At 63.3% G+C, this 22,224-nt stretch carries 21 protein-coding genes; 7 read left to right on the top strand and 14 right to left on the bottom strand.

The window, feature by feature from the left end; genetic code table 11:
• Window positions 1–55: 55 nt before the first annotated feature.
• From OIS50_RS16260 to OIS50_RS16250, 3 genes are all read right to left on the bottom strand, one after another.
• Window positions 56–697 carry a DUF1684 domain-containing protein gene (locus OIS50_RS16260; RefSeq protein ID WP_264691685.1) on the bottom strand — a complete coding sequence of 214 codons (642 nt, stop codon included), beginning with the start codon at window positions 695–697 and terminating at the stop codon, window positions 56–58.
• Window positions 698–744: 47 nt separating this feature from the next.
• Window positions 745–1,377: a 3'-5' exonuclease family protein gene (locus tag OIS50_RS16255; RefSeq protein WP_264691684.1), complete on the bottom strand. Its 633-nt coding sequence runs from the start codon at window positions 1,375–1,377 to the stop codon at window positions 745–747.
• A 152-nt stretch (window positions 1,378–1,529) separates the two neighbouring features.
• Window positions 1,530–4,004, bottom strand: a complete 2,475-nt coding sequence (locus tag OIS50_RS16250) for a T9SS type A sorting domain-containing protein (protein ID WP_264691683.1) — start codon at window positions 4,002–4,004, stop codon at window positions 1,530–1,532.
• Between the two features lie 99 nt (window positions 4,005–4,103).
• Between OIS50_RS16250 and polA the strand changes: the two genes are divergently transcribed.
• Window positions 4,104–6,977: a DNA polymerase I gene (polA, locus tag OIS50_RS16245; RefSeq protein WP_264691682.1), complete on the top strand. Its 2,874-nt coding sequence runs from the start codon at window positions 4,104–4,106 to the stop codon at window positions 6,975–6,977.
• An 84-nt stretch (window positions 6,978–7,061) separates the two neighbouring features.
• Here polA and OIS50_RS16240 read toward each other — a convergent pair whose 3' ends face one another.
• A complete protein-coding gene (locus OIS50_RS16240; protein WP_264691681.1) occupies window positions 7,062–7,523 on the bottom strand; it encodes a hypothetical protein in 462 nt (153 codons plus the stop codon).
• Between the two features lie 157 nt (window positions 7,524–7,680).
• Complete coding sequence (locus OIS50_RS16235) at window positions 7,681–8,154, bottom strand: hypothetical protein (RefSeq protein WP_264691680.1); 474 nt, start codon at window positions 8,152–8,154, stop codon at window positions 7,681–7,683.
• Between the two features lie 164 nt (window positions 8,155–8,318).
• Between OIS50_RS16235 and OIS50_RS16230 the strand changes: the two genes are divergently transcribed.
• On the top strand, window positions 8,319–9,323 hold the full coding sequence (locus OIS50_RS16230; protein WP_264691679.1) for a YpdA family putative bacillithiol disulfide reductase: 1,005 nt from the start codon (window positions 8,319–8,321) through the stop codon (window positions 9,321–9,323).
• 73 nt (window positions 9,324–9,396) lie between these two features.
• Here the strand turns inward: OIS50_RS16230 and OIS50_RS16225 are convergent, their stop codons facing one another.
• The 4 genes from OIS50_RS16225 to OIS50_RS16210 form a co-directional block, all read right to left on the bottom strand.
• Window positions 9,397–9,885, bottom strand: a complete 489-nt coding sequence (locus OIS50_RS16225; RefSeq protein WP_264691678.1) for a lipocalin family protein — start codon at window positions 9,883–9,885, stop codon at window positions 9,397–9,399.
• 268 nt (window positions 9,886–10,153) lie between these two features.
• Window positions 10,154–11,566, bottom strand: a complete 1,413-nt coding sequence (locus OIS50_RS16220; protein WP_264691677.1) for an SGNH/GDSL hydrolase family protein — start codon at window positions 11,564–11,566, stop codon at window positions 10,154–10,156.
• 24 nt (window positions 11,567–11,590) lie between these two features.
• Window positions 11,591–12,841 (bottom strand): OmpP1/FadL family transporter, encoded by a 1,251-nt coding sequence (locus tag OIS50_RS16215; RefSeq protein WP_264691676.1) that lies wholly within the window; start codon window positions 12,839–12,841, stop codon window positions 11,591–11,593.
• Window positions 12,842–13,026: 185 nt separating this feature from the next.
• On the bottom strand, window positions 13,027–13,860 hold the full coding sequence (locus tag OIS50_RS16210) for a cyanophycinase (protein WP_264691675.1): 834 nt from the start codon (window positions 13,858–13,860) through the stop codon (window positions 13,027–13,029).
• 408 nt (window positions 13,861–14,268) lie between these two features.
• Here OIS50_RS16210 and mgtE point away from each other — a divergent pair, with 408 nt between their 5' ends.
• Together mgtE and OIS50_RS16200 are read left to right on the top strand one after the other, a co-directional pair.
• Window positions 14,269–15,654, top strand: a complete 1,386-nt coding sequence (mgtE, locus tag OIS50_RS16205) for a magnesium transporter (RefSeq protein ID WP_264691674.1) — start codon at window positions 14,269–14,271, stop codon at window positions 15,652–15,654.
• A gap of 8 nt (window positions 15,655–15,662) precedes the next feature.
• Window positions 15,663–16,385, top strand: a complete 723-nt coding sequence (locus tag OIS50_RS16200; protein WP_264691673.1) for a hypothetical protein — start codon at window positions 15,663–15,665, stop codon at window positions 16,383–16,385.
• 6 nt (window positions 16,386–16,391) lie between these two features.
• On the opposite strand, the gene arfB is transcribed toward OIS50_RS16200, so the two are convergent.
• The 3 genes from arfB to OIS50_RS16185 all read right to left on the bottom strand — a co-directional run bounded on the left by arfB (window position 16,392) and on the right by OIS50_RS16185 (window position 18,415).
• Window positions 16,392–16,772, bottom strand: coding sequence for an alternative ribosome rescue aminoacyl-tRNA hydrolase ArfB (arfB, locus tag OIS50_RS16195; RefSeq protein ID WP_413616962.1), 381 nt, complete (start codon window positions 16,770–16,772; stop codon window positions 16,392–16,394).
• Between the two features lie 182 nt (window positions 16,773–16,954).
• A complete protein-coding gene (locus OIS50_RS16190; protein ID WP_264691671.1) occupies window positions 16,955–17,386 on the bottom strand; it encodes a hypothetical protein in 432 nt (143 codons plus the stop codon).
• 102 nt (window positions 17,387–17,488) lie between these two features.
• Window positions 17,489–18,415 carry an NmrA family NAD(P)-binding protein gene (locus OIS50_RS16185; protein ID WP_264691670.1) on the bottom strand — a complete coding sequence of 309 codons (927 nt, stop codon included), beginning with the start codon at window positions 18,413–18,415 and terminating at the stop codon, window positions 17,489–17,491.
• Window positions 18,416–18,585: 170 nt separating this feature from the next.
• Here OIS50_RS16185 and OIS50_RS16180 point away from each other — a divergent pair, with 170 nt between their 5' ends.
• The 3 genes from OIS50_RS16180 (at window position 18,586) to OIS50_RS16170 (ending at window position 20,979) form a co-directional block, all read left to right on the top strand.
• On the top strand, window positions 18,586–18,975 hold the full coding sequence (locus tag OIS50_RS16180; RefSeq protein WP_264691669.1) for a winged helix-turn-helix transcriptional regulator: 390 nt from the start codon (window positions 18,586–18,588) through the stop codon (window positions 18,973–18,975).
• A gap of 150 nt (window positions 18,976–19,125) precedes the next feature.
• Window positions 19,126–19,833 (top strand): head GIN domain-containing protein, encoded by a 708-nt coding sequence (locus tag OIS50_RS16175; RefSeq protein WP_264691668.1) that lies wholly within the window; start codon window positions 19,126–19,128, stop codon window positions 19,831–19,833.
• A 123-nt stretch (window positions 19,834–19,956) separates the two neighbouring features.
• Window positions 19,957–20,979, top strand: a complete 1,023-nt coding sequence (locus tag OIS50_RS16170) for a DUF3667 domain-containing protein (RefSeq protein ID WP_264691667.1) — start codon at window positions 19,957–19,959, stop codon at window positions 20,977–20,979.
• A 12-nt stretch (window positions 20,980–20,991) separates the two neighbouring features.
• Here the strand turns inward: OIS50_RS16170 and OIS50_RS16165 are convergent, their stop codons facing one another.
• Both OIS50_RS16165 and OIS50_RS16160 read right to left on the bottom strand, forming a co-directional pair.
• Window positions 20,992–21,576 carry a hypothetical protein gene (locus OIS50_RS16165; RefSeq protein ID WP_264691666.1) on the bottom strand — a complete coding sequence of 195 codons (585 nt, stop codon included), beginning with the start codon at window positions 21,574–21,576 and terminating at the stop codon, window positions 20,992–20,994.
• 147 nt (window positions 21,577–21,723) lie between these two features.
• Window positions 21,724–22,173, bottom strand: coding sequence for a hypothetical protein (locus OIS50_RS16160; RefSeq protein WP_264691665.1), 450 nt, complete (start codon window positions 22,171–22,173; stop codon window positions 21,724–21,726).
• Between the last annotated feature and the right edge of the window lie 51 nt (window positions 22,174–22,224).

Below are 22,224 nucleotides of genomic sequence, written 5' to 3'. Positions count from 1 at the left end.
TGCCGGGCTCTTTTTTGCGCCTAGGTTTTTTATCACCTAGGGCCCGATGCGGGGTTTAATGGTCGCTCTGCACGCCGGCTTTCACGGCAACTGGCAAGTGGTTTTCGCGCGGCGGCACGGGGCACGAGTAATCGGGGCTGTAGGCGCAATACGGGTTATAAGCCCGGTTGAAATCGAGCCACACGGTGTTGCCCCTAGGTATGCGCAGATCGAGGTAGCGGCCGCCACCGTACGAGCCGTGGCCGTTGGTGAGGTCGGTGAAGGGCACGAACAGGTAATCCTCGTAGCCGGGCTGCTTCAGCAGGTCGAGGCTTTGGTACACGTTCAGGCGCATGGCTTTGCCCTGCAGCGTAAAGTGCAGCTCGCCAAACTTGCGGTACATAGGCCGCCGCATGGTGCTGGTGGGCATGGCAAACGGCGCCGAGGTTGAGTCGCGCACCAGCCGGGCTTCCACGTAGTAGTTGTGGCTGATGGGGTAAAACGGCAGGCCTTTAAACGCACGGCGCTGGGGCGCCGGCAACGGCGAGCGGGTAGAGTCGCGGTACTCGGCATTGAGCTCCTGCTGATACGCCGCTACGGCTTGCGCATGCGCTGCGGCCGTGAGCTTGCCGCTAGCTGTTGGGTGCTGCTGGGCCAGGCCGGGCAAAGCACCTAGGGCCACCCACAATAAGGCCACACAAAAAACAAGGGTCTTCATGCTGCAAGGTAGCTCCTCGCGCGGGCGCGCCTTCGCATCACCTAGGGCTACTCTTCGGCGGCGCGGGGCGCTTCGGCGGGCTCCTCGCCTACTTGCTTGTACACGGGCAGCTCGTAAAACGGCCGCAGCAGCTGAATCACGTCGAGGGCATCGGCCACGGCTTCGTGGGCCACGGTGTGGTCGTCGAACCGGGCGCGGGCCTTGCAGATGCTCATGGTGGGCAGGCGGGTATCCTTGCGCCAGTTCAGGTAAAAGGCGGCCGGGTCGAGGGTGGCGGGCTCGGCGCGCACCAGCTGGCCCCAACCGGGCAGTTGCTTCAGGAAGGGCAAATCGAAGGAGGCCACGTTTTTGCCGGCCAGCGTAACCACCACGCGGCCGCTTTCTTCGGGCCGAAAGCCGTGCTCCAGCAGAAAGCTCTGCAGCTGCGAAACCAGTTCGTCGGGGGTGCACACTTCGGCATTGGGCCCCTTGCGTGCCAGCTCTTCCAACAACCTGGCATTCAGTGCCAGCGCGCCGGCCGTGCCTACATACTCGGGGTGGCGCACCGCCCGCCTGAAGGTGGGCAGCTCCGGCAGCGGCCGCAGGCGCTTGGTGTCTTCGATAACCGCGGCCAATTCCAGAATCTGGTGCCGTTGCGGGTCGCCGCCGGTGGTTTCGAGGTCGAGAGAAACGTAGCGCATAAGGCTTTAGCTTACGTGGCTGGCCAGTTGCGCGTTGATGTTTAACTGCTGCCCCGGTCTGGTAAACCGGGTTACCACCTAGGCGAATTACGGTTTTGGTAAACTCTCTTACTGCCAGCCCTTAGGGCATTAGGAGTGAGCGCCGGACCAAGTTACTGCACTTCTACACGGCGCGTCAGCACGGCATCGACCAGTTCCAGGCGCAGCAAATAGAGGCCGGGGCGAAGCTGATGCACAGCTAGGCTGGTGCTGGTGCCGCCGCCGGGCCGCAGCGTGGCTACTTGCCGCCCGGCCATATCGAGCAGCTGCACCTGTTGGGGCCGGAGGGCACTGGGCCACCGAACCGTTAGTGTTTGCCGGGCCGGGTTGGGGTACACGTGGAGGCCGTCCTCAACTGGCTGCTTTCCCGAGGTCACGGTAACCGGCCCGTCCACCCGAACTAGGCTTTGCTGTAGCAAGGGCGCCGTTAAAAAATTACCCCCTAGGTACAGGTGGCCTTCGGGCCGCAGCAGCATCTTCAGCACCGCGCCGCTGCCTTCGGGTAGCTCAAAGTCGCTGTCGTACTGCCCATCGGCGGCTAGCGGGTATAGCCCCAGGTAGGCGCCCCCGAGGCCGCTGTTGTTGCCCCAGTAGCCGCCCAGCAACAGTTTTTGATTGGGCAACGGCAGCACGGTGCGCGCGTCGAAGTGGTCGGCGCGGGAGCGTTCGGTCAGGGTGTAGTCGTGGGCGCCGGAGGGAAGCAGGCGCACCAGGTTGCCGCGCTGATTGAACCCGTCGGGCACCTGCCCGCAAATCAGGATGCGGCCATCGGGCTGCACCACCATATCGCGCGCCAGCAGGGCCGGGTACGCATCCAGCGTGGGCGTACTAAAGCCGACGTCGAGCTGCCCGGTGGGCAGCAGGCGCAACAACCGTCGGCCGGCCGCCAGCAGTTTGCCGTCGGGCTGCAGGCACAGCCGCGTGGTGGAGCCCAGCCAGTCGCTGGCCGTGGCCGAAATCGCGAACGTGTTGTCCCAGGAGCCGTCGGGCCACAGCCGCGCCACCTCGCGCCCTGCGTACAGGCGCGCGGCCTGGCCCGCTATCAGCAGTTTGCCATCGGGCTGCGCGGCCAGCGAGTGCAGCATGGCCAGATTGAGCCCGGCCCGGAAGGCCAAATCCAGGCTACCATCGGGCTGCAGCGCCACGATGCCGTAGCGCGTGGGCGGGTTCCAGGTTTGCAGCAGCCCCCCCACCACCAGGCGCCCCCCGGGCTGCACGGCCAGCTGATCGGGGCTGCCACTCAAGGGCGGCAAGCGCCGGGCAAAAGCGGTGTCGAGCAGGCCAGTAGCCAGCAGCCGCGCCACGCCGGCGGCCCGTTGGTTTTGCACCTTATCGAAGCTGCCCACCAGCACTACCCCGCCGTTGTGGGGCTGCAGGTTGAGCACGGTACCCGGCTCGCAAAGCTGCGGATGAAAATCCGAGTCGAGTCTGCCATCGGGGCGCATGCGCAGCAGGGTACCCTGCGGCCCGGCGCTGTGACGGTAGGTGCCAACGAGCAGCGCATGGCCGTTGGCATCGAGCGCCGCGCTGGCCACGCGCAGGGGCCAGCGCGCATCGGCTGCAAAGCCTGGCGCAGGCTGCCCGTTGGCGAGCAGGCGCTGCGCCGGCACGGTGGCGTGATTGTACGGAAACACCAGCAGCTCGTCCGCGGGCAGTTGCAGCACGAGCCGGCCAATGCCGTTGGTTACAAAATCGTAGCCCGCAGGGGCCTGAAACGCGGGGTCGGGCTTGCCATCGGGCGCAAGGCGATGCAGGCCGCGCATCTGCCCGTGCAGCGTGGTGGTGCCGGGGCCCGCCACCAACAGCTGGCCGGCGGGCGTCAGTTGAATTTCCTGGATATTAGCCGTTTTGGTGGCGGCCGCGTCGAAGGCAGGGTCGGTGGCGCCGGAAGGCAACAGCCGCACCAGCCCACTAGCCGGCGTTAGAAAGCTGCCACCGGCCACAATCTTGCCGTCGGGCTGCACGGCCAGGGTGGTTACCACATCCACCATTATCCGGTTGGCGCGCAGCGCCGTCTGGAAACCGGCATCCAGGGCGCCGTTGGGCAGCAGACGCTGCACCATGGGCAGCCCCAGCGCCGAACGGCCGCCCACCACCAGTTTGCCATCGGGCTGCAGGGCCATGGCCTGCACGCTCAGCTCGAGGTTGGGCGCCGCAAACGACGAGTCGACGCGCCCGTTAGCCAACAGCCGGATCAGCCAGCCGGTGCGCGTGCCGCGCGGGCCGGTAATCTGCGTCGGCCCGTCGGAGTTGGCCAGCAACAGCCGGCCATCGGGGTAAGCCAGCACCGATGCCCCGAGGCTGTAAACGTTCCCTAGGTCGACGACGCCCAGGCGGCGCTGAAATTCGGTATCGAGGCTGCCATCGGCCCGAAAGCGGGCCAAGTGGCCCGTAAACTCCGCGCCCACGGCCAGCTGCCGGCCCACCACCACGTAGCCGCCGTCGGGCTGCACGACTACGGTGTGCAGCACGGCGTATTTTTCCACATCGGCCCGAAAGCCGGCCCCACCCGGTTGCGCCCGGCTCGGCAGCACCGGCAGCGCCGCAAGCATCCATAGTATAGCTAAGCTGCGTAGTAGTTGTTTCATCGTACCAGCGGATAAGGCGTGCGTATTGGCCGGGCAATTTAGCCCCGTACGCCAGCCCGCCGGCACGGCGGATTGATTTTGCGCCCTACTTTCGCCCCTATGACCGACGCCGCTCCCAAGAAACTCTTCCTGCTCGACGCCTTTGCGCTCATTTACCGCTCGCACTTCGCGTTCAGCAAAAACCCGCGCATCAACTCCAAGGGCCTGAACACCGGCGCCATCCTGGGTTTTACCAACACGCTGGTGGAGGTGCTGCAGAAGGAGAAGCCCACCCACATCGGCGTGGCCTTCGATGCGGCCAAGAAAACCTTCCGCCACGAGTCGTTTGCCGACTACAAGGCCCACCGCCAGGCCATGCCCGAAGACATTGGCGTGGCCATTCCCTACATCAAGCAAATCATTCAGGCCTTCCGCATTCCCATCCTCATCATGGATGGCTACGAGGCCGACGACGTGATTGGTACCCTGGCCCAGCAGGCTGAAAAGCAGGGCTTTGAGGTGTTTATGATGACGCCCGACAAAGACTACTGCCAGCTCGTTACGGAGCACATCAAGCAGTACCGCCCCGCCTTTATGGGCAACGCGGCCGAGGTGTACGACATAGCCCGCGTGCAGGAGAAGTTCGGCGTGGAGCGTGTGGAGCAGGTTATCGACATCCTGGGTTTGATGGGTGACGCCTCGGATAACATCCCCGGCATTCCGGGCATCGGCGAGAAAACGGCGCGTGCCCTGGTGCAGCAGTTTGGCTCGGTCGAAAACCTGATTGCCAACACCGACAAGCTGAAAGGCAAGCAGCGCGAAAACGTGGAGACCTACGCGCAGCAGGGCCTCATGTCGAAAGAGCTGGCCACCATTCACACCTCCGTGCCCATCGACTTCGACCCCGACGCGTTGGTGGTGGAGCGCCCCGACGAGCAGGCCTTGTCGTCGTTGTTTGATGAGCTGGAATTCCGCCAGTTGGCCGCCCGTATTCTCAGCAACGCCGGCTCGGGCGCGGGCGGCGTAACCACCGGTGGCACCCGCGGCGCCCGCCGACCTAGGGTAGCAGCCGCCCCCGGCTTGTTCGACGGCCCCAGCGACGAGGTGCTGAAGCGCGTGGCCGAAGGCGCCGACATCGACGAAATAGAGCTCGACGAGCCCGTACACTCCGGCGCCCGCCGCTCCATCGACGACGTGGCCCACTCCTACCACCTCGTCGATACGCCCGGCGCCCGCCGCAGCCTGCTGCAGTTTCTGCTGAAGCAGAAGGAAGTCAGCTTTGACACCGAAACCACCGGCCTCGACACCATGACGGCCCGGTTGGTGGGCTTGTCGTTTTGCTGGCGCGAGGGCGAAGCCTACTACGTGCCCGTGCCGCCCGATGACCACGACGCGGCGCAGCAGATCGTGGACGAGTTCCGCCCCTTCTTCGAGGCCGAAAGCATCACCAAGATCGGCCAGAACATCAAGTATGATCTGCTCATCCTCAAGCACTACCACGCCGAGGTGAAAGGGCCGCTGTTCGACACCATGCTGGCCCACTACCTGCTGGAGCCCGACATGCGCCACGGCATGGATGTGCTGGCCGAAACCTACCTGCACTACGCGCCCATCAGCATTCTGGAGCTTATCGGCCCGAAGGGCAAAAACCAGAAAACCATGGCCGATGTGCCGCCGGCTCAGGTAAAGGATTACGCCTGCGAAGACGCCGACGTGACCCTGCAGCTTAAGCACGTGTTCGAGCCCAAGCTGCGCGAGCAAGGCCTGCTGCCCCTGCTCACCGACGTGGAGAACCCGCTGGCGCGCGTGCTGGCCGCGGTGGAGTACGAAGGCGTTCGAATCGACTCATCGGCGCTGGCCGACTACTCGGTGCAGCTGCAAGGCTACGTGAAAGAGGTAGAGGACCAAATCTTCAAGGTGGCCGGCGAACCGTTCAACATAGGCTCGCCCAAGCAGCTGGGCGAGGTGCTGTTCGATAAGCTGCAGATCGGCGGCAAACCCAAGAAAACCAAAACGGGCCAATACGCCACCGGCGAGGAAATTTTGAGCGTGCTGGCCGCCGACCACCCCATTGCGGCGCTTATTCTGGAGCACCGCCAGCTTACCAAGCTCAAGAGCACCTACGTGGATGCGCTGCCGCAGCTGGTGTGCGAAATGGACGGCCGCATTCATACCTCGTTCAACCAGGCCGTAACGGCTACGGGGCGCCTAAGCAGCACCAACCCCAACCTGCAGAACATCCCGATTCGGACGGAGAAAGGCCGCGAAATCCGCCGGGCTTTCGTGCCGCGCGACGCCGACCACCTGCTGGTAGCGGCCGATTACTCGCAGATTGAGCTGCGCATCATGGCTTCGTTCTCGCAAGATCCGACCATGATCGAGTCGTTCCGCCAGGGCATCGACATCCACACCAGCACCGCGAGCAAAATCTTCAAGGTTTCGCTTGATCAGGTTGACTCGGATATGCGCCGCAAGGCCAAAACGGCCAACTTCGGCATCATCTACGGCATTTCGGCCTTTGGTTTGGCGCAGCGCCTGAGCATTCCGCGCAAGGAGGCACAAGACCTCATTGAAGCCTACTTCGAGGAGTTTCCGGCCGTGAAGCAGTACATGGATGCCAGCATTCAGAAGGCCCGCGACCTGGAGTACGCCGAAACGCTCCTAGGTCGGCGCCGCTACCTGCGCGACATCAACTCGCGCAACGCCACGCTGCGCGGATACACCGAGCGCAATGCCATCAACGCGCCGATTCAGGGCACCGCGGCCGACATCATTAAGGTGGCCATGATCCACATACACGACTGGATTCAGCAGGAAAAGCTGGCCACGCGCATGATTCTGCAGGTGCACGACGAATTGGTGTTCGACGCGCCCAAGGAGGAAGTAGAGTTCATTCAGCCCCACATCAAGCGCCTGATGGTGGATGCCTTGCCCATGCAAGTACCCCTGGAGGTAGAAATCGGCACCGGCACCAACTGGCTGCAGGCGCATTAGCAGCGCCCTAGGTGCTTGGCGCAACGCAAACCGCCCCGCCTGGCTTGGCCAGGCGGGGCGGTTTAGTTAGGCGGCCACCGCAAGCTAGAAAGCAGCAAACGTTACCTCCTGCGTGCTGGTAGTGCCTTGCGAAGTGTTGGTGACCTTTAGCTTCATGGCAGAAGCGTTAAGCTCTACGATATCGTAGGTTACCGAAAAGCCCGACGAAGCCGACAGAATCAGCTTGGTTTCGTCGGCAGTGAAATCCCAATTGTTGGTTTGGCTTTGCGCTTCGGTGGCCGAGCACTTTGTGGTGCCTTTGTTAAACTCCACCTGCTTGTTGGTATTGTACTTCACAAAGTCGTCCTTCATGCACTCCTGGTACGAGGCGTAAGCATCGGTCGTGGTCGATTGCGTGCTGGTGGCGGTGGTGCGTTTGTCTTCCGTGATACGCCAGTTCTTCGCCGTCAGCAACTCGGTTTTCGACTTGGGTTTCTCGTCGTCTTTTTTGCAGGCGCCAAGTGTCAGTGCTATTGCCAAAGCGCCAAACAGGGGTGAATTCTTCATCGGGAATAAGTGTTCTAGGTGGTTGGATTGGCTTAAAGTCAGCTCAACATTAATGCCAAGTGCACACAACGCTGGTTGGCTTACCCCGATTACCCGTGCATAAACAGCAAGCCCGGGCCACCTAGGTGGCCCGGGCTTGCTGGCAGTTCAGGAGCGTTTACTGCCTGGCGTACGTATAGGTAAACGTGTAGTCGACGCCGTTGCTGCGCTCGGTGGTTTTCAGCCGCATGGATGAGCTGGTTAGCTCATCTACTGAATAATCGTCGGTCGTGGATTTGCCTTGGCGCACGAGGTACAGCTGTTTTTGGTCGCTGCTGAACGACCACGTGCCGGTTTTGCTCGCCACGTCGCCGGTGCACATCGAGGGGCCGCTCAGCTCCTTTAGCGTACTGGGCGTTTCGAAGCGCAGCAGGTCGTCCTGGCGGCACGAGGGGTAGCGGGCGTACACGTCGCGGATGGTGCCGCCGTTGCCATCGGGGATGCCGGGCGCTACCGAAGCGGCCGTCATTTTCCAGTCTTTGCCGGTCAGCAGGTCGGTTTTGTTGGGCAGTTCCGCATCGTCTTCGCAGGCCGTAAAGGTGCAGCCGGCAACCAACAAGGTAGAGTAATAAAGGAGTCGAGCTTTTTTCATATGCAACAGGTGAGGCCAGGGAAATACCTACAAGTATAAGCGTTATTGAGCCCTGTTAAAGCACTGTTAGCTCAACTATTGCGCCCGAAAGGGCTGGCCTGGGGCTGGCGAAAACGGCGCTTCCAGCGAACATCTTTGCCCGCGCCGCTGTATCCAATTCGCTTATGGAAAATACTGTTGCTGATAGCCTTTTCGACGTGGTGGTAGTGGGCGCCGGCCCGGTAGGCCTGGCCTGCGCCATCGAAACCCAGCGCCTGGGGCTGCGCACCTGCGTGGTGGATAAAGGCGCCCTCGTGAACTCGGTAGTGGGCTACCCTACCAACATGGAGTTCTTCTCGACGCCCGAGCTGCTCGAAATCGGCGGCTACCCCTTCGTGACGGGCAACTACAAACCCCTGCGCGAAGAAGCCCTCGACTACTACCGCCGCGTGGCCGAAGCCGAGCGCCTTACCCTGCGCCTCTACGAGCGCGTGCTGCGCCTCGCGGGCGAAGCCGGCAACTTTACCCTGCACACCGGGCGCGGGCAGCTGCAGGCCGGCCGCGTAATTGTGGCCACGGGCTTTTTCGACGTACCCAACCGCCTGAGCGTGCCGGGGGCCGATTTGCCGCACGTAAGCTATTACTACAAAGAGCCCTACGCCCACGCGGGCCAGCGCGTAGTGGTGGTGGGGGCTAAAAACTCGGCAGCCAAGGCCGCGTTGGCGCTCAACCGTTCGGGCGCCCAGGCCACTTTGGTGGTGCGCGGCGCCGAAATATCGCAGTCGGTGAAGTACTGGCTGCGGCCCGATTTGCTTAACCGCATTGCCGAAGGCCGCATCGGCTGTTACTACCACACCACGGTGCGGGCCATCCGGCCCGGCGAGGTGGATGTGCTTACGCCCGAAGGCCCCCGCACCCTGCCCGCCGACTTCGTGTACGCCCTCACCGGCTACCGCCCCGATTACGCCCTGCTCGCGGCCCTAGGTATCAGCACCCAAAACGACGGCGCCTGCACCCCCACTTACCACGACGAAACCTTCGAGACGAACCGCGCCGGGGTGTACCTGGCCGGCACCGTGTGCGGCGGCCTCAATACCAGCCGCTGGTTTATCGAGAACGGCCGGCACCACGCGCAGGTGATTGCCCGCCACCTGGCCGCGCAGCTGCAGTCCGTTACGCCCATGCCCTAGGTGCCGCAGTCTGCCCAAAGCTGCAACGGCCGCTGCCCCACCTAGGGCAGCGGCCGTTGCCGTTGCTGCGTGTTTAGCGCTTGCTGAACGTGTAGGTGATGGTGTACGAGGTGCCGCCCGAAGTGCCGCTTTCGGTGAGGCGCATGGTGTTGTCGCTGATTTCCTGCACGGTGTAGGTGTTCGGGTCCTGGTTGCCCAGTTTCAGCGTAAGGGTGCTTTCGTTGCTGCCAAACGACCACGTGCCGGGGTAAGACTGCGGGCCGCTGGGGTTGCACTTGGTGGCGCCTTCGTTCAGGGTGTAGGCGTCGGGTTTGGCAAACTGCAGCAGGTCGTCCTGGTCGCAGGGGTCCATTTCGGCGTACAAATCCGTGATGACGCGCCCCGTGTTGGTGCGCATGGCCGGGCTCACCGTCTGGGCCGTCATCATCCAGTTTTTGTCGGTCAGCAGCTCGGTTTTGGTTTTGGGCTTCGGCTCGTCTTTGTCCTTGTCCTTTTTGCAGGCGGCGGTAAGCAGGGTGGCGGCACCTAGGGCCAGGTACAGGGGGAAGCGCAGGGTTTTCATAGCGGTTGTATTGAGTGGTCGTGAATGATGATGCAATTCTACACCCGCCAAGCACCGCAAACAGAATTTTACCCCGACACGATTGTGCTATATCCCCATTGACCTGGGGCCGCCCGTAAGAAATTACCCGCTCGATGCATCACATCTTCATGCCAAAAACGAGCTTATATCAGCTGCAAAAACCAAGGGCAACACCAGGAAGCACAAACGCAAAACGGCCAGCAGGAAGGGTTCCTGCTGGCCGCTTTAGGTACGGTATTAAGCGCGATTACGGGAAAACCACGCCGCGGTATTCGTTCGGGTTCGTGAACGGGATGCTCGTGCCGTAGTACGTGTTGATGGTCCGGATGAACTCGTTGGCAACCACCGCGTAGCCGCGCGGCGTGGGGTGCACGCCATCGAGCGAGAACAGGTTGCCCGACAAGAAGCTGGCCGAGTTAACGGTGCCGTTGATGGCAAAGCCGCTCAGGGCTACCGAGCCGAAGAACGTGTTCATGTCGGCCAGGGCCACCTTGTACTGGCGGGCCGTTTTGGCGATAATACCGTTCAGCTGGGTGGTGCGGGTTTGCACGCTGGCCGCCTCCGTGTTATCGAGCACGAAGCGGTTGGGCAGCGGGTTGGCCGCCGTGGCCGACAAACCGGCACCCACCGGGAACGGGTTGCCCGTGGTGGCCGTGCCGATAACGGCCAGCGAGGGCAGCGTCAGCAGGTCGTTGTCGGTGGCTTCGCGCACTACCGTGGTGCCGCCCGTGCCCGTCGTCTGGATGTACAGGCTCAGGTTGGGGTTGGCGGCCCGGAAGCGGGCTTTGATATCGGCCACGCGCACCGTGGTGAAGTACGGCACGTTGGTTACGTTGGGGATGTTGGCCACCACGCCGGCTACCGTACCGTTTTTGGAGATGGTGCGCACGATGTTGCGGTAGCCCCGGCCAAAGCTGGTGGTGTCGGTGAGGTTGCTGAAGGGGTTGCCCGCATCCACCACGCCGCCGTTGGTGGCGTAGGTCAGCACGTCGTTGTTGCCCATCCAGCAGGTGAAGAACGTGGCGCTCTTACGGCCGATAAACGACACGTAGTCGGTGGTGCCGCGGTCGGCGGCGGGCAAAATGCGCTGGTAGTAGTTGTTCAGGTTGCCGTAGGCCTGGGCCGCGCCGGCCACCAGCGGGTTGGCGGAGGCCGTGCGGTCGGCGCTCAGCACCGAAATGCCGGGCACGCCCAGGTTATCGGGCTGGTTGCCGGTAAAGGCCTGCAGCTCGGGGGCGCCCGAGCCCAGCGGCGGCGCGGGCAGGGTGCGGCCCGTGTAGGCTACCTTCTGGCCCAGGAAGTTGTTGGCCTGGCTGGGTTGCTGAATAACCGGCGTGCCGTTGGCGAAGCTGGCCAGCTTGGCGTAGCCCGAGCCGTCGGAGAAGTTGTCGGCAAACAGCGGCTGCACGAAGTTGGCGGGGCCGCGGCCGGTTTTGCCGAACTGCTCGGCCAGCAGCGCCGGGTACGAGCTGCGGATGCCTTCGTTGTACAAGCCGCCGTCCTGGAAACCGGCCGTCAGGGAGTTGCCAATGGCAACGTAGCTGGTGAAATCCAACGAGCCGGCATCAGCCTTGGGCTCTTCCAGCTCGGGCTGGCAGCTGCCGAGCGCCAAGCCTAGCAAAGCCAGCGCCGGAGCTCCTTTTTTCAGAAACGTATACATGGTGAGGGGTGGCAATGCAAGTGATTAGAAGTTGTAGTTCAGGCCAAAGCCCGGTACTACGGCAACGGTTTTGTAGGTACCGGCCACGCGGTCGGTAGCCACGCCGTTGTTCTGCAGCTGTTCTTGGGTTTGGGTGCGCTTGGCGATGTTCACGTACTGCGCCGAAACGTCAATCCCGAACCGCTCGCCAAACTTGTAGCTCACGCCGGCGGTAGCCGTCAGGCGGTCGTTGTCGGGGGTCTCGGGCGTTACAAAGCCGTCTTTCACCGGCGTTTCGTCGTAGGCACCGCCCAGGCGTACGGTCAGGGCATCGGTAACCTGGTACTGGCCGCCGAGGCGGAACGTGAGGGCATCCTGGTACTCGCGGCGCGAGCGCGACACCGTCTGGCCGTTGATGGGCGCATCAAAGTTGAACACCAGCTCCTGGTAGCGGCTCCAGGTGGCGTAGTTCACGTCGAAGCCCAGGGTGAGCTTTTCGGTGGGCATCACGCCCAAACCAATAGTGGTGGTAGCCGGCAGGGGCAGCGTTACGTCGAACTTGCGGGCGGCAAAGCGGTCGGCCAGCGAGGCGTTCACGCCCGAAATAATCACGTCGCCACCCGACACCACGGCATCCATTTTGGAGCGGTGGCTGATGCCGAGGCTGAATTTATCCGAAGGCTTGAAGTACACGCCCGCGTTCCACCCGAACTTGGTGTCGGCTTTGCCGTCGAGCTCGATGCTGCCTTGGGCGGGGTCCTGAATGTCGCGTTGCAGGTTTACCGAACCGGCCGCAAACACCACCAGGCCGGCACCCACGCTCAGTTGGTCGGTGAGGGCGTAGCTTACGGTGGGCTGCACAAAAATCGATTTCAGATCGATGCTGGTGAGGGCGGTGCGGCCTTCCCAGTTGTCGGCGTAATCGAGGCGCGAGCCAAAGGGCGTGTACACGCCGATGCCCGCTTTCCATTTGCCTTCGGCCGGCCCAAAACCAGCGTAGAAGTTGAAGGGCGTGCTCACGGTGTTGTCGAGCTGCCGCTCGGCTCCGCCGTACTGCGCCCGAAATGCCTGCCGTGCCAGCGTAGCATTTACGCCGATTTGCACGCCCCGCTCACGCACCATAGCCAGCGCGCCGGGGTTGTAGAACATGGCGGCCTGATCGAGGGCCAGGCCCGTACCTACGCCACCCATGCCGTTGTTTTTCTGCCCGGCCAGCGTGAGCTGGAAGCCACCCGCCTGCGCGGCCGTGGCGCCCAGCAGGGCTCCGCCGGCAAATAGTAGATGTTTTAGGTTCATACCCAAAGGAAAAGGGAAAAAGGGTTGTGGGAGCTAAATGTATGGGGTTGCAGGCATCCTACAATGCGGCATGCCTACTATTTGAGACGTCATTCAAGATGCCATCCGAAGCCAATATTAGAAGGATTATTCAACTAGTGAATAGGCCCGTGCCGTGCTGCCTTGTTATTTGGCGCGGCCGGCACCTAGGAAGCCTCCCCTTCGGCAGGGGCAAGCTCCAGTATGCGGCGCGTGCGCAGGTCGAGGCGTTGGCCGGCTACCAGCAGGTGCACGCGCAGGTTTTGCCCGCCAACGGCCTCGCCGCGCCCCACGCGCCCTAGGTTGTCGTGGCGCATTTCGTTGCCGTCGACGATGGTTACCACGCCGTCGCCGAACACCTCCATTTCGCGGCCGTGCCGGATGATGATGCCCGTTTGCTCGGCCAGGCCAATGCCCAGGGTGGTGGGGTGTTTGAGCACGGCGTGCGAGAGGCGGTTGAAGCGCCCGCGCTCCACGAAGTGCTGATCGATGTACACGTACGAAATCAGCCCCAGCCCGCGGGCCATTTCGATGCCGCCTTTGGTAAGCGAGCGGTAGCCGTAGCCCGATACGATCATGTGCGCGGGCATTACGGAGGCGCCGGCGCTGGTGCCCGACACGATGAAGTTCGGGTCGTGGTGGTACCGCTCGCAGAGCAGCTCCACGGCCGGGGTATCAAGCCAGTAGTCGGTGATGTTCTCCTGGTCGCCGCCGGTAAAGAACACGGCCCCGGCCTGCTCGAGGCGGCGCAGCGTAGCCGGGTTGGAGGCGGGGTGTTTGGCATCGATGCGCAAGTGGCGCACGTTGGTGCAGCCCATTTCGTTGAGCGCCTGCACGTAGGCTTTGCCGGTTTTTACGGGGTAGCGCGGCACGGCCGTGGTTATTACCTCCACGGGCGTATCGGGCGTGGGCACCAGCTGGCTGACAAGGTCCAGGAGCGGGTCGTCGTTGCCACCACCTAGGGCGATAAGCGTACCGCGCGGAATCGTAGGATTGGGCATAACGGATGCGTAAAAAGGCACTGATGGATACGGGCACCAGGCTTCTGCTACGTGGCCCCGCCGAAAAAGCTACGAAATGCGCTGCCAACCGCCGCTATTGCCGCCGCCGGGTGGCTTGGCTGCCTGCACCGCGTACGCCGGCAGGCACCTGGGCAGCGGGGCGGCGTACGCGGTGCAGGCGCCGGCCGGGCACGGGCCACGCGCCAGCAGTAACCAGCTGATTGCTAGCCCCAAACAGCCCGCTCCGGCTGCCCGCCACCGGGCCGCCAGCGGCGGACCTAGGGCCGAGAAATTTTCTTGCAAGCAGAACCGTTCTCAGGGAAGGATTTCTGCGCCCCTTCGGGTACTTTTGCGCGCCCTTTCACCTAACCCCGTTTTGCCTAGCGAAACAACTCTTTTTGCCGCCTCATGACTACCGAACAGCAACTGGCCCTCGAACAAATTCCGGACCTGCTCGAACAGCGGGAGTTTCTACGGCTTAAGAAGTTGCTCCGAAGTCTGGACACCCCGGAGCTGGTAGACCTGATTGAGGCGCAGGACGAGCGCGAACAACTCATCATCTTCCGGCTGCTGCCCCTCAAGCACGCCACCGAAGTATTTGAGTTTCTGGACCTAGAGGTGCAGCGCCACTTCCTCGAAAGCCTCTCGCAGGAGAAAATTGCCGACATCCTGAACGAGATGTCGCCCGACGACCGCACCGCCCTGCTCGAGTTTCTGCCCGACGACCTGGTGCGCGAGCTGATTCAGACGCTGTCGGAAAAAGAGCGCCGCGTAACGCTGGAGTTGCTCGGCTACCCCGAGTACTCGGTGGGCCGCCTGATGACGCCCGACTACATTGCCGTGCGCGAAGACTGGACGGTGGAACACGTATTCGAGTACATCCGCCAGCACGGCCGCGGCTCCGAAACCGTGAGCGTGGTGTTTGTGGTCGACGAGCGCGGCGTGCTCATCGACGACATTCGCATCCGGGAGTTTTTGTTTGCGCAACCCGCGCAGCACGTAAGCGAGCTGATGGACCGCCGCTTTGTGCGCCTGCAGGCCATGCAAGACCAGGAAGAGGCCATTGAGGTGTTCCGCAAAAACGACCGCACCGCCCTGCCCGTGGTAAACGAAGAGGGGGTGCTGTTCGGCATCGTTACCATCGACGACATCCTGGCCATTCGGGAAGAAGAAGACACCGAGGACATCCAGAAGCTGGGCGGCTCCGAAGCCCTCGACGAGCCGTACCTGGCTACCTCGGTGGGGCAAATGGTGAAAAAGCGCGCCGGCTGGCTGGTGCTGCTGCTGCTGGGCGAAATGCTCACGGCTTCGGCCATGCACCAGTTCGAGGACGAAATCCAGCGCGCCGTGGTGCTGGCCTCGTTCGTGCCGCTGATTATCAGCTCGGGCGGCAACTCCGGTTCGCAGGCCGTAACGCTGGTTATCCGCGCCCTGTCGCTGGGCGAAATCTCCCTTTCCGACTGGTGGCTGATTATGCGCCGCGAGCTGCTTTCGGGCCTGATTCTGGGCGCCATTCTAGGGCTGGTTGGTTTCCTGCGCATCGCCGTGTGGGCCACCGTGTTTCAGGAGTACGGGCCTTACTGGAAGCTGGTAGGCACCACCGTGGCCTTCTCGCTGATGGGGATTGTGCTGTGGGGCACCCTGGCCGGCTCCATGCTGCCGCTGCTGCTCAAGCGCCTCGGCCTCGACCCGGCCACCTCGTCGGCGCCGTTTGTAGCTACCCTGGTCGATGTCACGGGGCTCATCATCTACTTCTCGCTGGCCTCGGCCATCCTGAGCGGTACGCTCCTCTAACCGCGCCCGTGGCCATGGTACCTAGGCAAGCAGCTTGGCGCAAGAGCCTTGGCAACCGGGCCCTGGCCGCCTGGGCCGTGGCCGGACTGGCCGGCTGCACTGTGGTGGGCAAAGTAGAAACGCTACCCGACGGCCGCTACCGCGTGCTGCGCAGCACGGTACCCGCCCTGCATGCCCGCCGCTTGCAATCGGCCTACCTGCACCAGGCCACCGATACGCTGCTGCTTGCCCCCACCGACGAGGCCCCGCCCGCGCAGGCTGTGGCGCTGCCGCCCGGGCAGCACACCACCGTGCTGGCGCGCCGCTTCGATGTGGATGTCTTCACGCTGCCCTTCAAAATCAGGCCGGCGCGGGCGCCGCTGCCCTTGCAGCTGAACACGCAATTTAACGCGGCACTGTACCTGGGCCGGCGCCTCGATTTTTATCACCTCAGCTCGCCCGGCCGCCGCCCCGGCCGCCCGCCTGCCGTGCGCGACCTAGGCTTTGGCTACGGCTTGTTTGCCGGGCTGGGCGCCGCCGTCATCAACCCCGACGTAACCAACCAGCGCGCCGCCGTGGCCGAGTACGAGGGCATGGTGGCCCACGCCGGCGCGGCTTTTATTTACGATGCGCGCGTGTTCAACATTGGCCTGGCCCTAGGTGCCGACCACCTGTTCGGCCCCGATGGACGCCACTGGATTTACCAGCACAAGCCCTGGGTTGGCGTGCTGTTCGGCCTGGATCTTAACTAAACCCCGCTAGTAGTCGCCGCGGCGGTTGGCTTTCTTTTCGGATTGGCGCCGCTTGCCTTCGAGGCGCTTGCGCACGGCGCCCGCGCCGGGCTTGGTAGCCTTGCGGGCCTTCGGCCGATGCAGGCTGCGCTGCAGCAGCTCGTAAAACTTTTGCACGGCCAGCTCCTTGTTGCGCTGCTGGCTCCGCGACTCCTGCGCCGTAACGATGAGCACGCCCTCGGCCGTGAGGCGCGAGGCCAGCTTTTCGAGCAGCCGCTGCTTTTGCTCCTCCGTGAGCACGGCTGAGGCCCCGGGTTGAAAGCGCAGCTCCACCTTGGTTTCAACCTTGTTCACGTTTTGCCCGCCCGGCCCGCTGCTGCGAGCAGTCTGGAATTGGAGCTCAGGCAAAAAAGCATCGGGCGGAGGCAGCATTTCTGTTAATTCTGAATTATGAATTAATAATTATGAATTGGGCGTGGGCATGTTATGCCCTTGCTAGCCCCGCGGGGCCGGGCTTGGTTTCGGCACCTAGGGGGCTGGCTTTAAGACTAAGCTCTGAAGGCTAAGCTCTCAGTTCTGACCCCTAAAACCTAAGTCCTAACCAACACCCAGCCCAGCAGGCCCAGGCGGGCGCTCCAGGCCAGGGTGCGGAGCCAGTTGGTGCGCACCAGGGCGTATACGGCCAGTTGGGTTTCGGGGCCGTGGGTGGTAGCCAGGCGGTTGTGCAGCGGCACCGACACAAAGAACGTAACGGCCCACACAAATGCCACCAGGCCCAGGCTCCACCAGCTGGCGGCCGAGCGCGCCGCCCAGGCCCACCACGCGGCCGCCAGCAGTTCGGCTACCATGGGCGCCATCACCACCCAGCCCATGCGCCCTAGGTGCGCCTGGTGGTAGGCCCGAAAGGCCTCGGCCGACACCAGGGCAAAGCCGGGGTAGTGCACGAGCTGCACCGTCCAGATAACGCCGGTTAGGTAGGCGGCCAGGGCAAAATTCAGCAGAAGCAGCAGCTTATCGGGCATGGCGGGGCAAGGGTTGCGAATGCATACGCAAGCCTTAACAAAAAGCCCCTGCCGGCGGATTGCCGGCGGGGGCTGTGCAACACGGCTGTAGGTGGGGCAAAACTAGGCCACCGGCTGCGCGGCACCCGCAGCGGCCCGGTACGCGGGCGCAAACACCTGCTGGGCAAAATGCTCCAAGGTGGTAGGCGTGGTATTGTCGGGGGTGCGCACCTCGTGCACCATGGCTTTTTCGGCGTTCAGGGTTTGCGTCATTTCGATGTACAAATCAGCCATCGACTCCGACAAGCCGGCGCCTATCATCCCTTGTTTGGCCTGCTCGTACGGAAACTGCACATAGGGCAGCTCGGGGCGGCCAATGGCGGCGCCCAGCACGGCGGTAGCCTCCTGCATGGAGTAGTTGCGCGGCCCCAGCAGCAGCTGCGCCGAGTGGCCCGCGGGCAAAACCGATTCGGCGAGCAGCGCGGCGGCGCGGGCGGCAATGTCCTGGGTGGCAATCATCGGGAAGGCCAGCTCGGGGCGCGTGGCCGAGCCGTTGATGCCCATGCCCAGTATCAGGCCGATGTTGGGCAGGAAGTTTTCCATGAAGTAGGCCGGGCGCAGGTGCACCACGCTCAACCCTTCGATGGCGTTGAGGCGCTGCTCCTGCCGGTGCACGCCCACAATGGGCCCGGTACCGGCAGGCAAATCGGCGGCAATGCTGCTCAGGTTCACGGCCTGCTTCAGCCCCGAAGCGCGCACCGCCCCGGCAATGGCCTGCCCTAGGTCGTCCTGGTAAGCCAGGTTGTCGGGGGCGGTTACGTGGGGCGGCAGCATCAGAAAAGCGGCATCGGCTCCGCGCAACACGTCGGTCAGGAAGGCTACGTCGCTGAGTTGGCCGGGCCGTACTTCGGCCCCGGCCTGGCGCAGGGCATCGAGGCGCTCGGCGGAGCGGGCAACGGCTGTTACACGGTGCCCGAGGCGCAATAGCTCGTGGGCAAGGCGGCCGCCGATGTTGCCGGTGGCGCCCGTAACTACAATGTGCTTCGACATAACAATGGGTACGTGAGGGTTGAACTTGCGGAAAACCACGCTGGCCACCTGGGCCGCGTTGGCTGTTCAAAGGACGCTGCTTACCTTCGTTTCGGGCAAGTACCAACCAAAAAGTAGGCTACTTACCTTTTGGGTAGTTTTGTTGATAATCAGGCACTTTATTTTTTTCCATGGTAAAGCTAACCAAGCAGCAGCAAGCCGAAACCGAATGGAAAACCTGCGGCGAGGCCCCGCCGCCCAACGCCTTTTGCCCGGTGCGCACCACCCTCAACGTGCTGGGCGGCAAATGGAAGCTGCTCATCCTTTCCTACTTGCTGGCGGGCCCGCGCCGCTACGGCGAGCTAAAGCGCCTGATGCCCGAAATCACCGAAAAGATGCTGATTCAGGAGTTACGGGAGCTGGAGCTCGATGCCGTGGTGCAGCGCACGGTGTACCAGCAGGTGCCGCCCAAAGTGGAGTACCACCTTACCGAGCACGGCCGCCGCGTGCAGCCGTTGTTTGATGCGCTGATCGGCTGGGGCCAGAGCTACCTGCAGCGCGAGCCGGCGCTTGCCACCTAGGGCCGCCTGGGGTTATCAGGGACTGATTGCGTGCATTTTCCGGTGGCGAGGCAACGGTACGGGGTTTCAGTACATCTGCTATCTTGAATACTCCAACCGCTAACAGCCCAGGCCATGAAAACGCCCCTCCTCCCCCTGCTTGCATTACCCATGGCGCTGCTCGCCGCCCAGCCGGTGTCCCGGCCCGACGCGGCACCGGCCGCCCGCACCATCGGCCGCCCCCAGCAAACCCGCGAGGTACGCCAGGTGCCGGCCTTCACGCGTTTGTCGTTGGCTACTGCGGCCGAGGTAGTACTGGTGCAAGGCGCTACGCAAAAGGTGGAGCTGGCAGGCAACCCCGACGACCTGCGCACCCTGCAAACCACTGTGAAAGACGGCCGCCTGCGCATCGGCCTACCCGAAGGCACCTGGAAAAGCTGGCGCGGGTTTAAGTCGCCCGTGAAGGTGTACGTAACCATGCCGCAGGTGGAGGCCCTGGGCGTGAGCGGCTCGGGCAGCATACAGGCCGAGCAGCCGCTGCGCGCCGCCGCGCTCGATTTGTCGGTAAGCGGCTCGGGGGCCTTGCGCGTGCCGGTAGCGGCCGAGCGCCTCAAAGCCAGCATATCGGGCTCGGGCAGCATGCGCCTGAGCGGCACCAGCCCCACGGCCGAGGTGCACATCAGCGGCTCGGGGCGCATCGAGGCCGCCGGGCTGCAAACCAACAGCTGCTCGGCGCACATCAGCGGCTCGGGCAATTGCCGCATTGGGGTGGCCCAAACGCTCGATGCCCGCATCAGCGGCTCGGGCAGCGTGTACTACACCGGCTCGCCGCGCGTTACCTCGCGCATTTCGGGCAGTGGCCGCGTCAGCAAGGCCTAGCCCCTAGGCGCCCGGGCCGGGCCGGGCACCTAGGGGCTAGGCCCGTGCGCAAAAAAGCACAACCGTAGCCACGGAAATGCTTACTTGCGGCCGCGGCCGGCGAGCCGCTGACCCCAAGCTCCTATGGCGCACACCCCGCACCGGTTGCCTGCTTGTGCCAACTGCGGCTACGATTTTGTGGCTGCCGGCGGCCCCAACAGCTTTTGCCCCAATTGCGGCCAGGAAAACCACGATCTGAACCTCTCGTTCGGGCACCTGGTAGAGGAAACCCTCGAAGGCCTGTTTCACTTCGACAGCAAGTTCTTCCGCACGCTGGGCCTGCTGCTGTTTCGGCCCGGGCGGCTTACGCGCCTGTTCAACCTAGGGCACCGCGTGGCCTACGTGCCGCCCATCCGGCTGTACGTATTCATCAGCTTTGTTTTCTTTTTGCTGGTGGGCCTGCTAATGGGCCACGACGAGCGCCGCCTCGCCGATACCACCGCCCAAGCTCAGCAAGCCGCCAGCGCCGCCCTCGACAGCACCCGCGCCGCGGTAGCCCAGGCCCGCCCCGACCTCGAGGCCAACATTCTGGCGCAGGTGCCCAGCCGCGTCGATTCGATTGAGGTGGGGCGCGTGCGCTTTGGCACGGCCGAGCTGGAGCGCTACGCCCGCAACCCCAGCCCCGCACGCACCGATTCGCTGATTCGCAGCAAGGGCGTGGCGCCCACCTTCCTCAACCGCCTGGCCCTGCGCCAGTGGGCGCGCGTGCGCGAGTCGACGGTGGACCAGATCCGGCAGCGCCTCACCAAAAACGCGTCCATCTCGATGTTCGTGCTGATGCCGCTGTTTGCCCTGCTGCTCAAGGGCTTGTACGTGCGACGAAAGCGGCTCTACATCAACCACCTGGTGTTTTCGCTGCACCTGCACTGCTTTTTGTTTGTGCTGGTGCTGGCGGGCATGCTCTGGACGAAGTTCCTGAAGAACGACTGGTTTGATTGGGTGCTTACACTGGCCCCGCCTATGTACCTGGTGGTGGCCTTGCACCACGTGTACGAGCAGGGCTGGCCCAAAACCATTGCCAAAGCCCTGCTGGTATCGGTGGCTTACCTGCTCATTATTGGCTTTGTGCTGGTATCGGTGCTACTGCTCAGCCTGGCGCTGCTGTAGGGCACCTAGGGCTTAGTTGCCAAACAACCCGTCGAAGAAGCCGCCCGAATCGTTTTTGCGCTTCGTTTTGGTTTTCGACTTGCGCTTGCCGTCCCCGTCATCGTTGCCGCCGCCAAACAGGCCGCCCATAAAGGGCTTTTCTTTTTCCTTCACCAGCACGTAGCGCACCGATACGGCCGTCGGAAAGCGGAACCAGTCGTCGTTGTTGATTTCGTAGGTCGGCTTCAGGTCGAACGACACCAGCAGCGGGGTAATGGGCAGCTTCCACTCCACGCCCACAATGCCATCGAAGCCGCCGATGGTGCCGTTGTCTTTGTGCCGACCAATGTGCGCCCCGGCCCCCAGGTAGTAGTTGAGGCTGCGGCCCAGCAGCGGAAAGTGCTGCTCGGCCAGAATGGTACCGGTTACCTCGCGCGGGTTCAGCAGGCCCAGGCCTTCCAGGGTGGTTTTCTCGAAGATGCGCTGCTGCACCGTGAGGCCGTAGTTGCCGGCCCCAATGCGCGCGCCGGCGGCGGTGCGGTACTTCTGGGCTGCCGCGGGCAGCGCTACAACTCCTAGGGCAACAGGCAAAACGAGGCGCAGAAAAGCAAAACGCATGTACAACGGGGGCTAGGCGGAGGCTCTTAAACGCAGAGCGGGCGGCAAAAGTACGGCCCGGCCGCAGCTTTGCGGCAAAAAGCCGAGCCCGTTTCCGGCGCTCGGCCTTGCCTTGCGGGCGCAGGGCACCAGCGGCGGGCCCGCGTGCTACCTGGCTTGGCCGACGAACACGAACGAGCCGAACGGGCTGTCGGTAACGCACTCCATTTTCACTTTTTGCCCCTGCCACAACGTGGAGTTGGGCTTGTTGCCCGGCGTGCCGGGCCCGTAGGCGGCCGTCAGGGCTTTCAGCACCGGGGCGGCGTGGCTGGCGCCGTCGATGGTCAGAATCACCTCCCGCAGCTGCCCGTTGTAAAAGCCGTACACGATGCCTTTCAGCTTACCGCCCCCGTACGAAAGCTCGTCGGTGGGGCGCGTATACAACTGGTATTCCGACTTCTGCTTGCTGATGCAAACCATTCCCGGATAAGCGATGATGCTCGTGCCGAATACATCGTTGCCAAAGCCGTTTTTGGCATCCAGCTCGGCTACCGATTGCGCTTTCAGCTTGAAAGCGGCGAATACGAGCAGCAGCGTAACCATCAGGTATTTCCTCATGGGCCGAAAATAAGGAATGTGCGCCGCCGCCCGACGGCGTTGTCGCGCTGC

Origin of the sequence: Hymenobacter sp. YIM 151858-1 (assembly GCF_025979705.1) — a bacterium.
GTDB lineage: Bacteria > Bacteroidota > Bacteroidia > Cytophagales > Hymenobacteraceae > Solirubrum.
This window is presented reverse-complemented; position numbering and strand designations above follow the sequence as displayed.

Excerpts from the sequence above, each read along its gene's own strand:
- OIS50_RS16180 (WP_264691669.1), top strand. The coding sequence starts at position 18,586 with ATGGTAAAGCTAACCAAGCAGCAGCAAGCCGAAACCGAATGGAAAACC.
- OIS50_RS16210 (WP_264691675.1), bottom strand. The coding sequence starts at position 13,860 with ATGCCCAATCCTACGATTCCGCGCGGTACGCTTATCGCCCTAGGTGGT.
- OIS50_RS16220 (WP_264691677.1), bottom strand. The coding sequence starts at position 11,566 with ATGTATACGTTTCTGAAAAAAGGAGCTCCGGCGCTGGCTTTGCTAGGC.
- OIS50_RS16185 (WP_264691670.1), bottom strand. The coding sequence starts at position 18,415 with ATGTCGAAGCACATTGTAGTTACGGGCGCCACCGGCAACATCGGCGGC.
- OIS50_RS16240 (WP_264691681.1), bottom strand. The coding sequence starts at position 7,523 with ATGAAGAATTCACCCCTGTTTGGCGCTTTGGCAATAGCACTGACACTT.
- OIS50_RS16230 (WP_264691679.1), top strand. The coding sequence starts at position 8,319 with ATGGAAAATACTGTTGCTGATAGCCTTTTCGACGTGGTGGTAGTGGGC.
- OIS50_RS16165 (WP_264691666.1), bottom strand. The coding sequence starts at position 21,576 with ATGCGTTTTGCTTTTCTGCGCCTCGTTTTGCCTGTTGCCCTAGGAGTT.
- OIS50_RS16160 (WP_264691665.1), bottom strand. The coding sequence starts at position 22,173 with ATGAGGAAATACCTGATGGTTACGCTGCTGCTCGTATTCGCCGCTTTC.
- OIS50_RS16250 (WP_264691683.1), bottom strand. The coding sequence starts at position 4,004 with ATGAAACAACTACTACGCAGCTTAGCTATACTATGGATGCTTGCGGCG.
- OIS50_RS16225 (WP_264691678.1), bottom strand. The coding sequence starts at position 9,885 with ATGAAAACCCTGCGCTTCCCCCTGTACCTGGCCCTAGGTGCCGCCACC.
- OIS50_RS16170 (WP_264691667.1), top strand. The coding sequence starts at position 19,957 with ATGGCGCACACCCCGCACCGGTTGCCTGCTTGTGCCAACTGCGGCTAC.
- OIS50_RS16255 (WP_264691684.1), bottom strand. The coding sequence starts at position 1,377 with ATGCGCTACGTTTCTCTCGACCTCGAAACCACCGGCGGCGACCCGCAA.
- OIS50_RS16215 (WP_264691676.1), bottom strand. The coding sequence starts at position 12,841 with ATGAACCTAAAACATCTACTATTTGCCGGCGGAGCCCTGCTGGGCGCC.
- OIS50_RS16190 (WP_264691671.1), bottom strand. The coding sequence starts at position 17,386 with ATGCCCGATAAGCTGCTGCTTCTGCTGAATTTTGCCCTGGCCGCCTAC.
- OIS50_RS16260 (WP_264691685.1), bottom strand. The coding sequence starts at position 697 with ATGAAGACCCTTGTTTTTTGTGTGGCCTTATTGTGGGTGGCCCTAGGT.
- OIS50_RS16235 (WP_264691680.1), bottom strand. The coding sequence starts at position 8,154 with ATGAAAAAAGCTCGACTCCTTTATTACTCTACCTTGTTGGTTGCCGGC.
- mgtE (WP_264691674.1), top strand. The coding sequence starts at position 14,269 with ATGACTACCGAACAGCAACTGGCCCTCGAACAAATTCCGGACCTGCTC.
- polA (WP_264691682.1), top strand. The coding sequence starts at position 4,104 with ATGACCGACGCCGCTCCCAAGAAACTCTTCCTGCTCGACGCCTTTGCG.
- OIS50_RS16175 (WP_264691668.1), top strand. The coding sequence starts at position 19,126 with ATGGCGCTGCTCGCCGCCCAGCCGGTGTCCCGGCCCGACGCGGCACCG.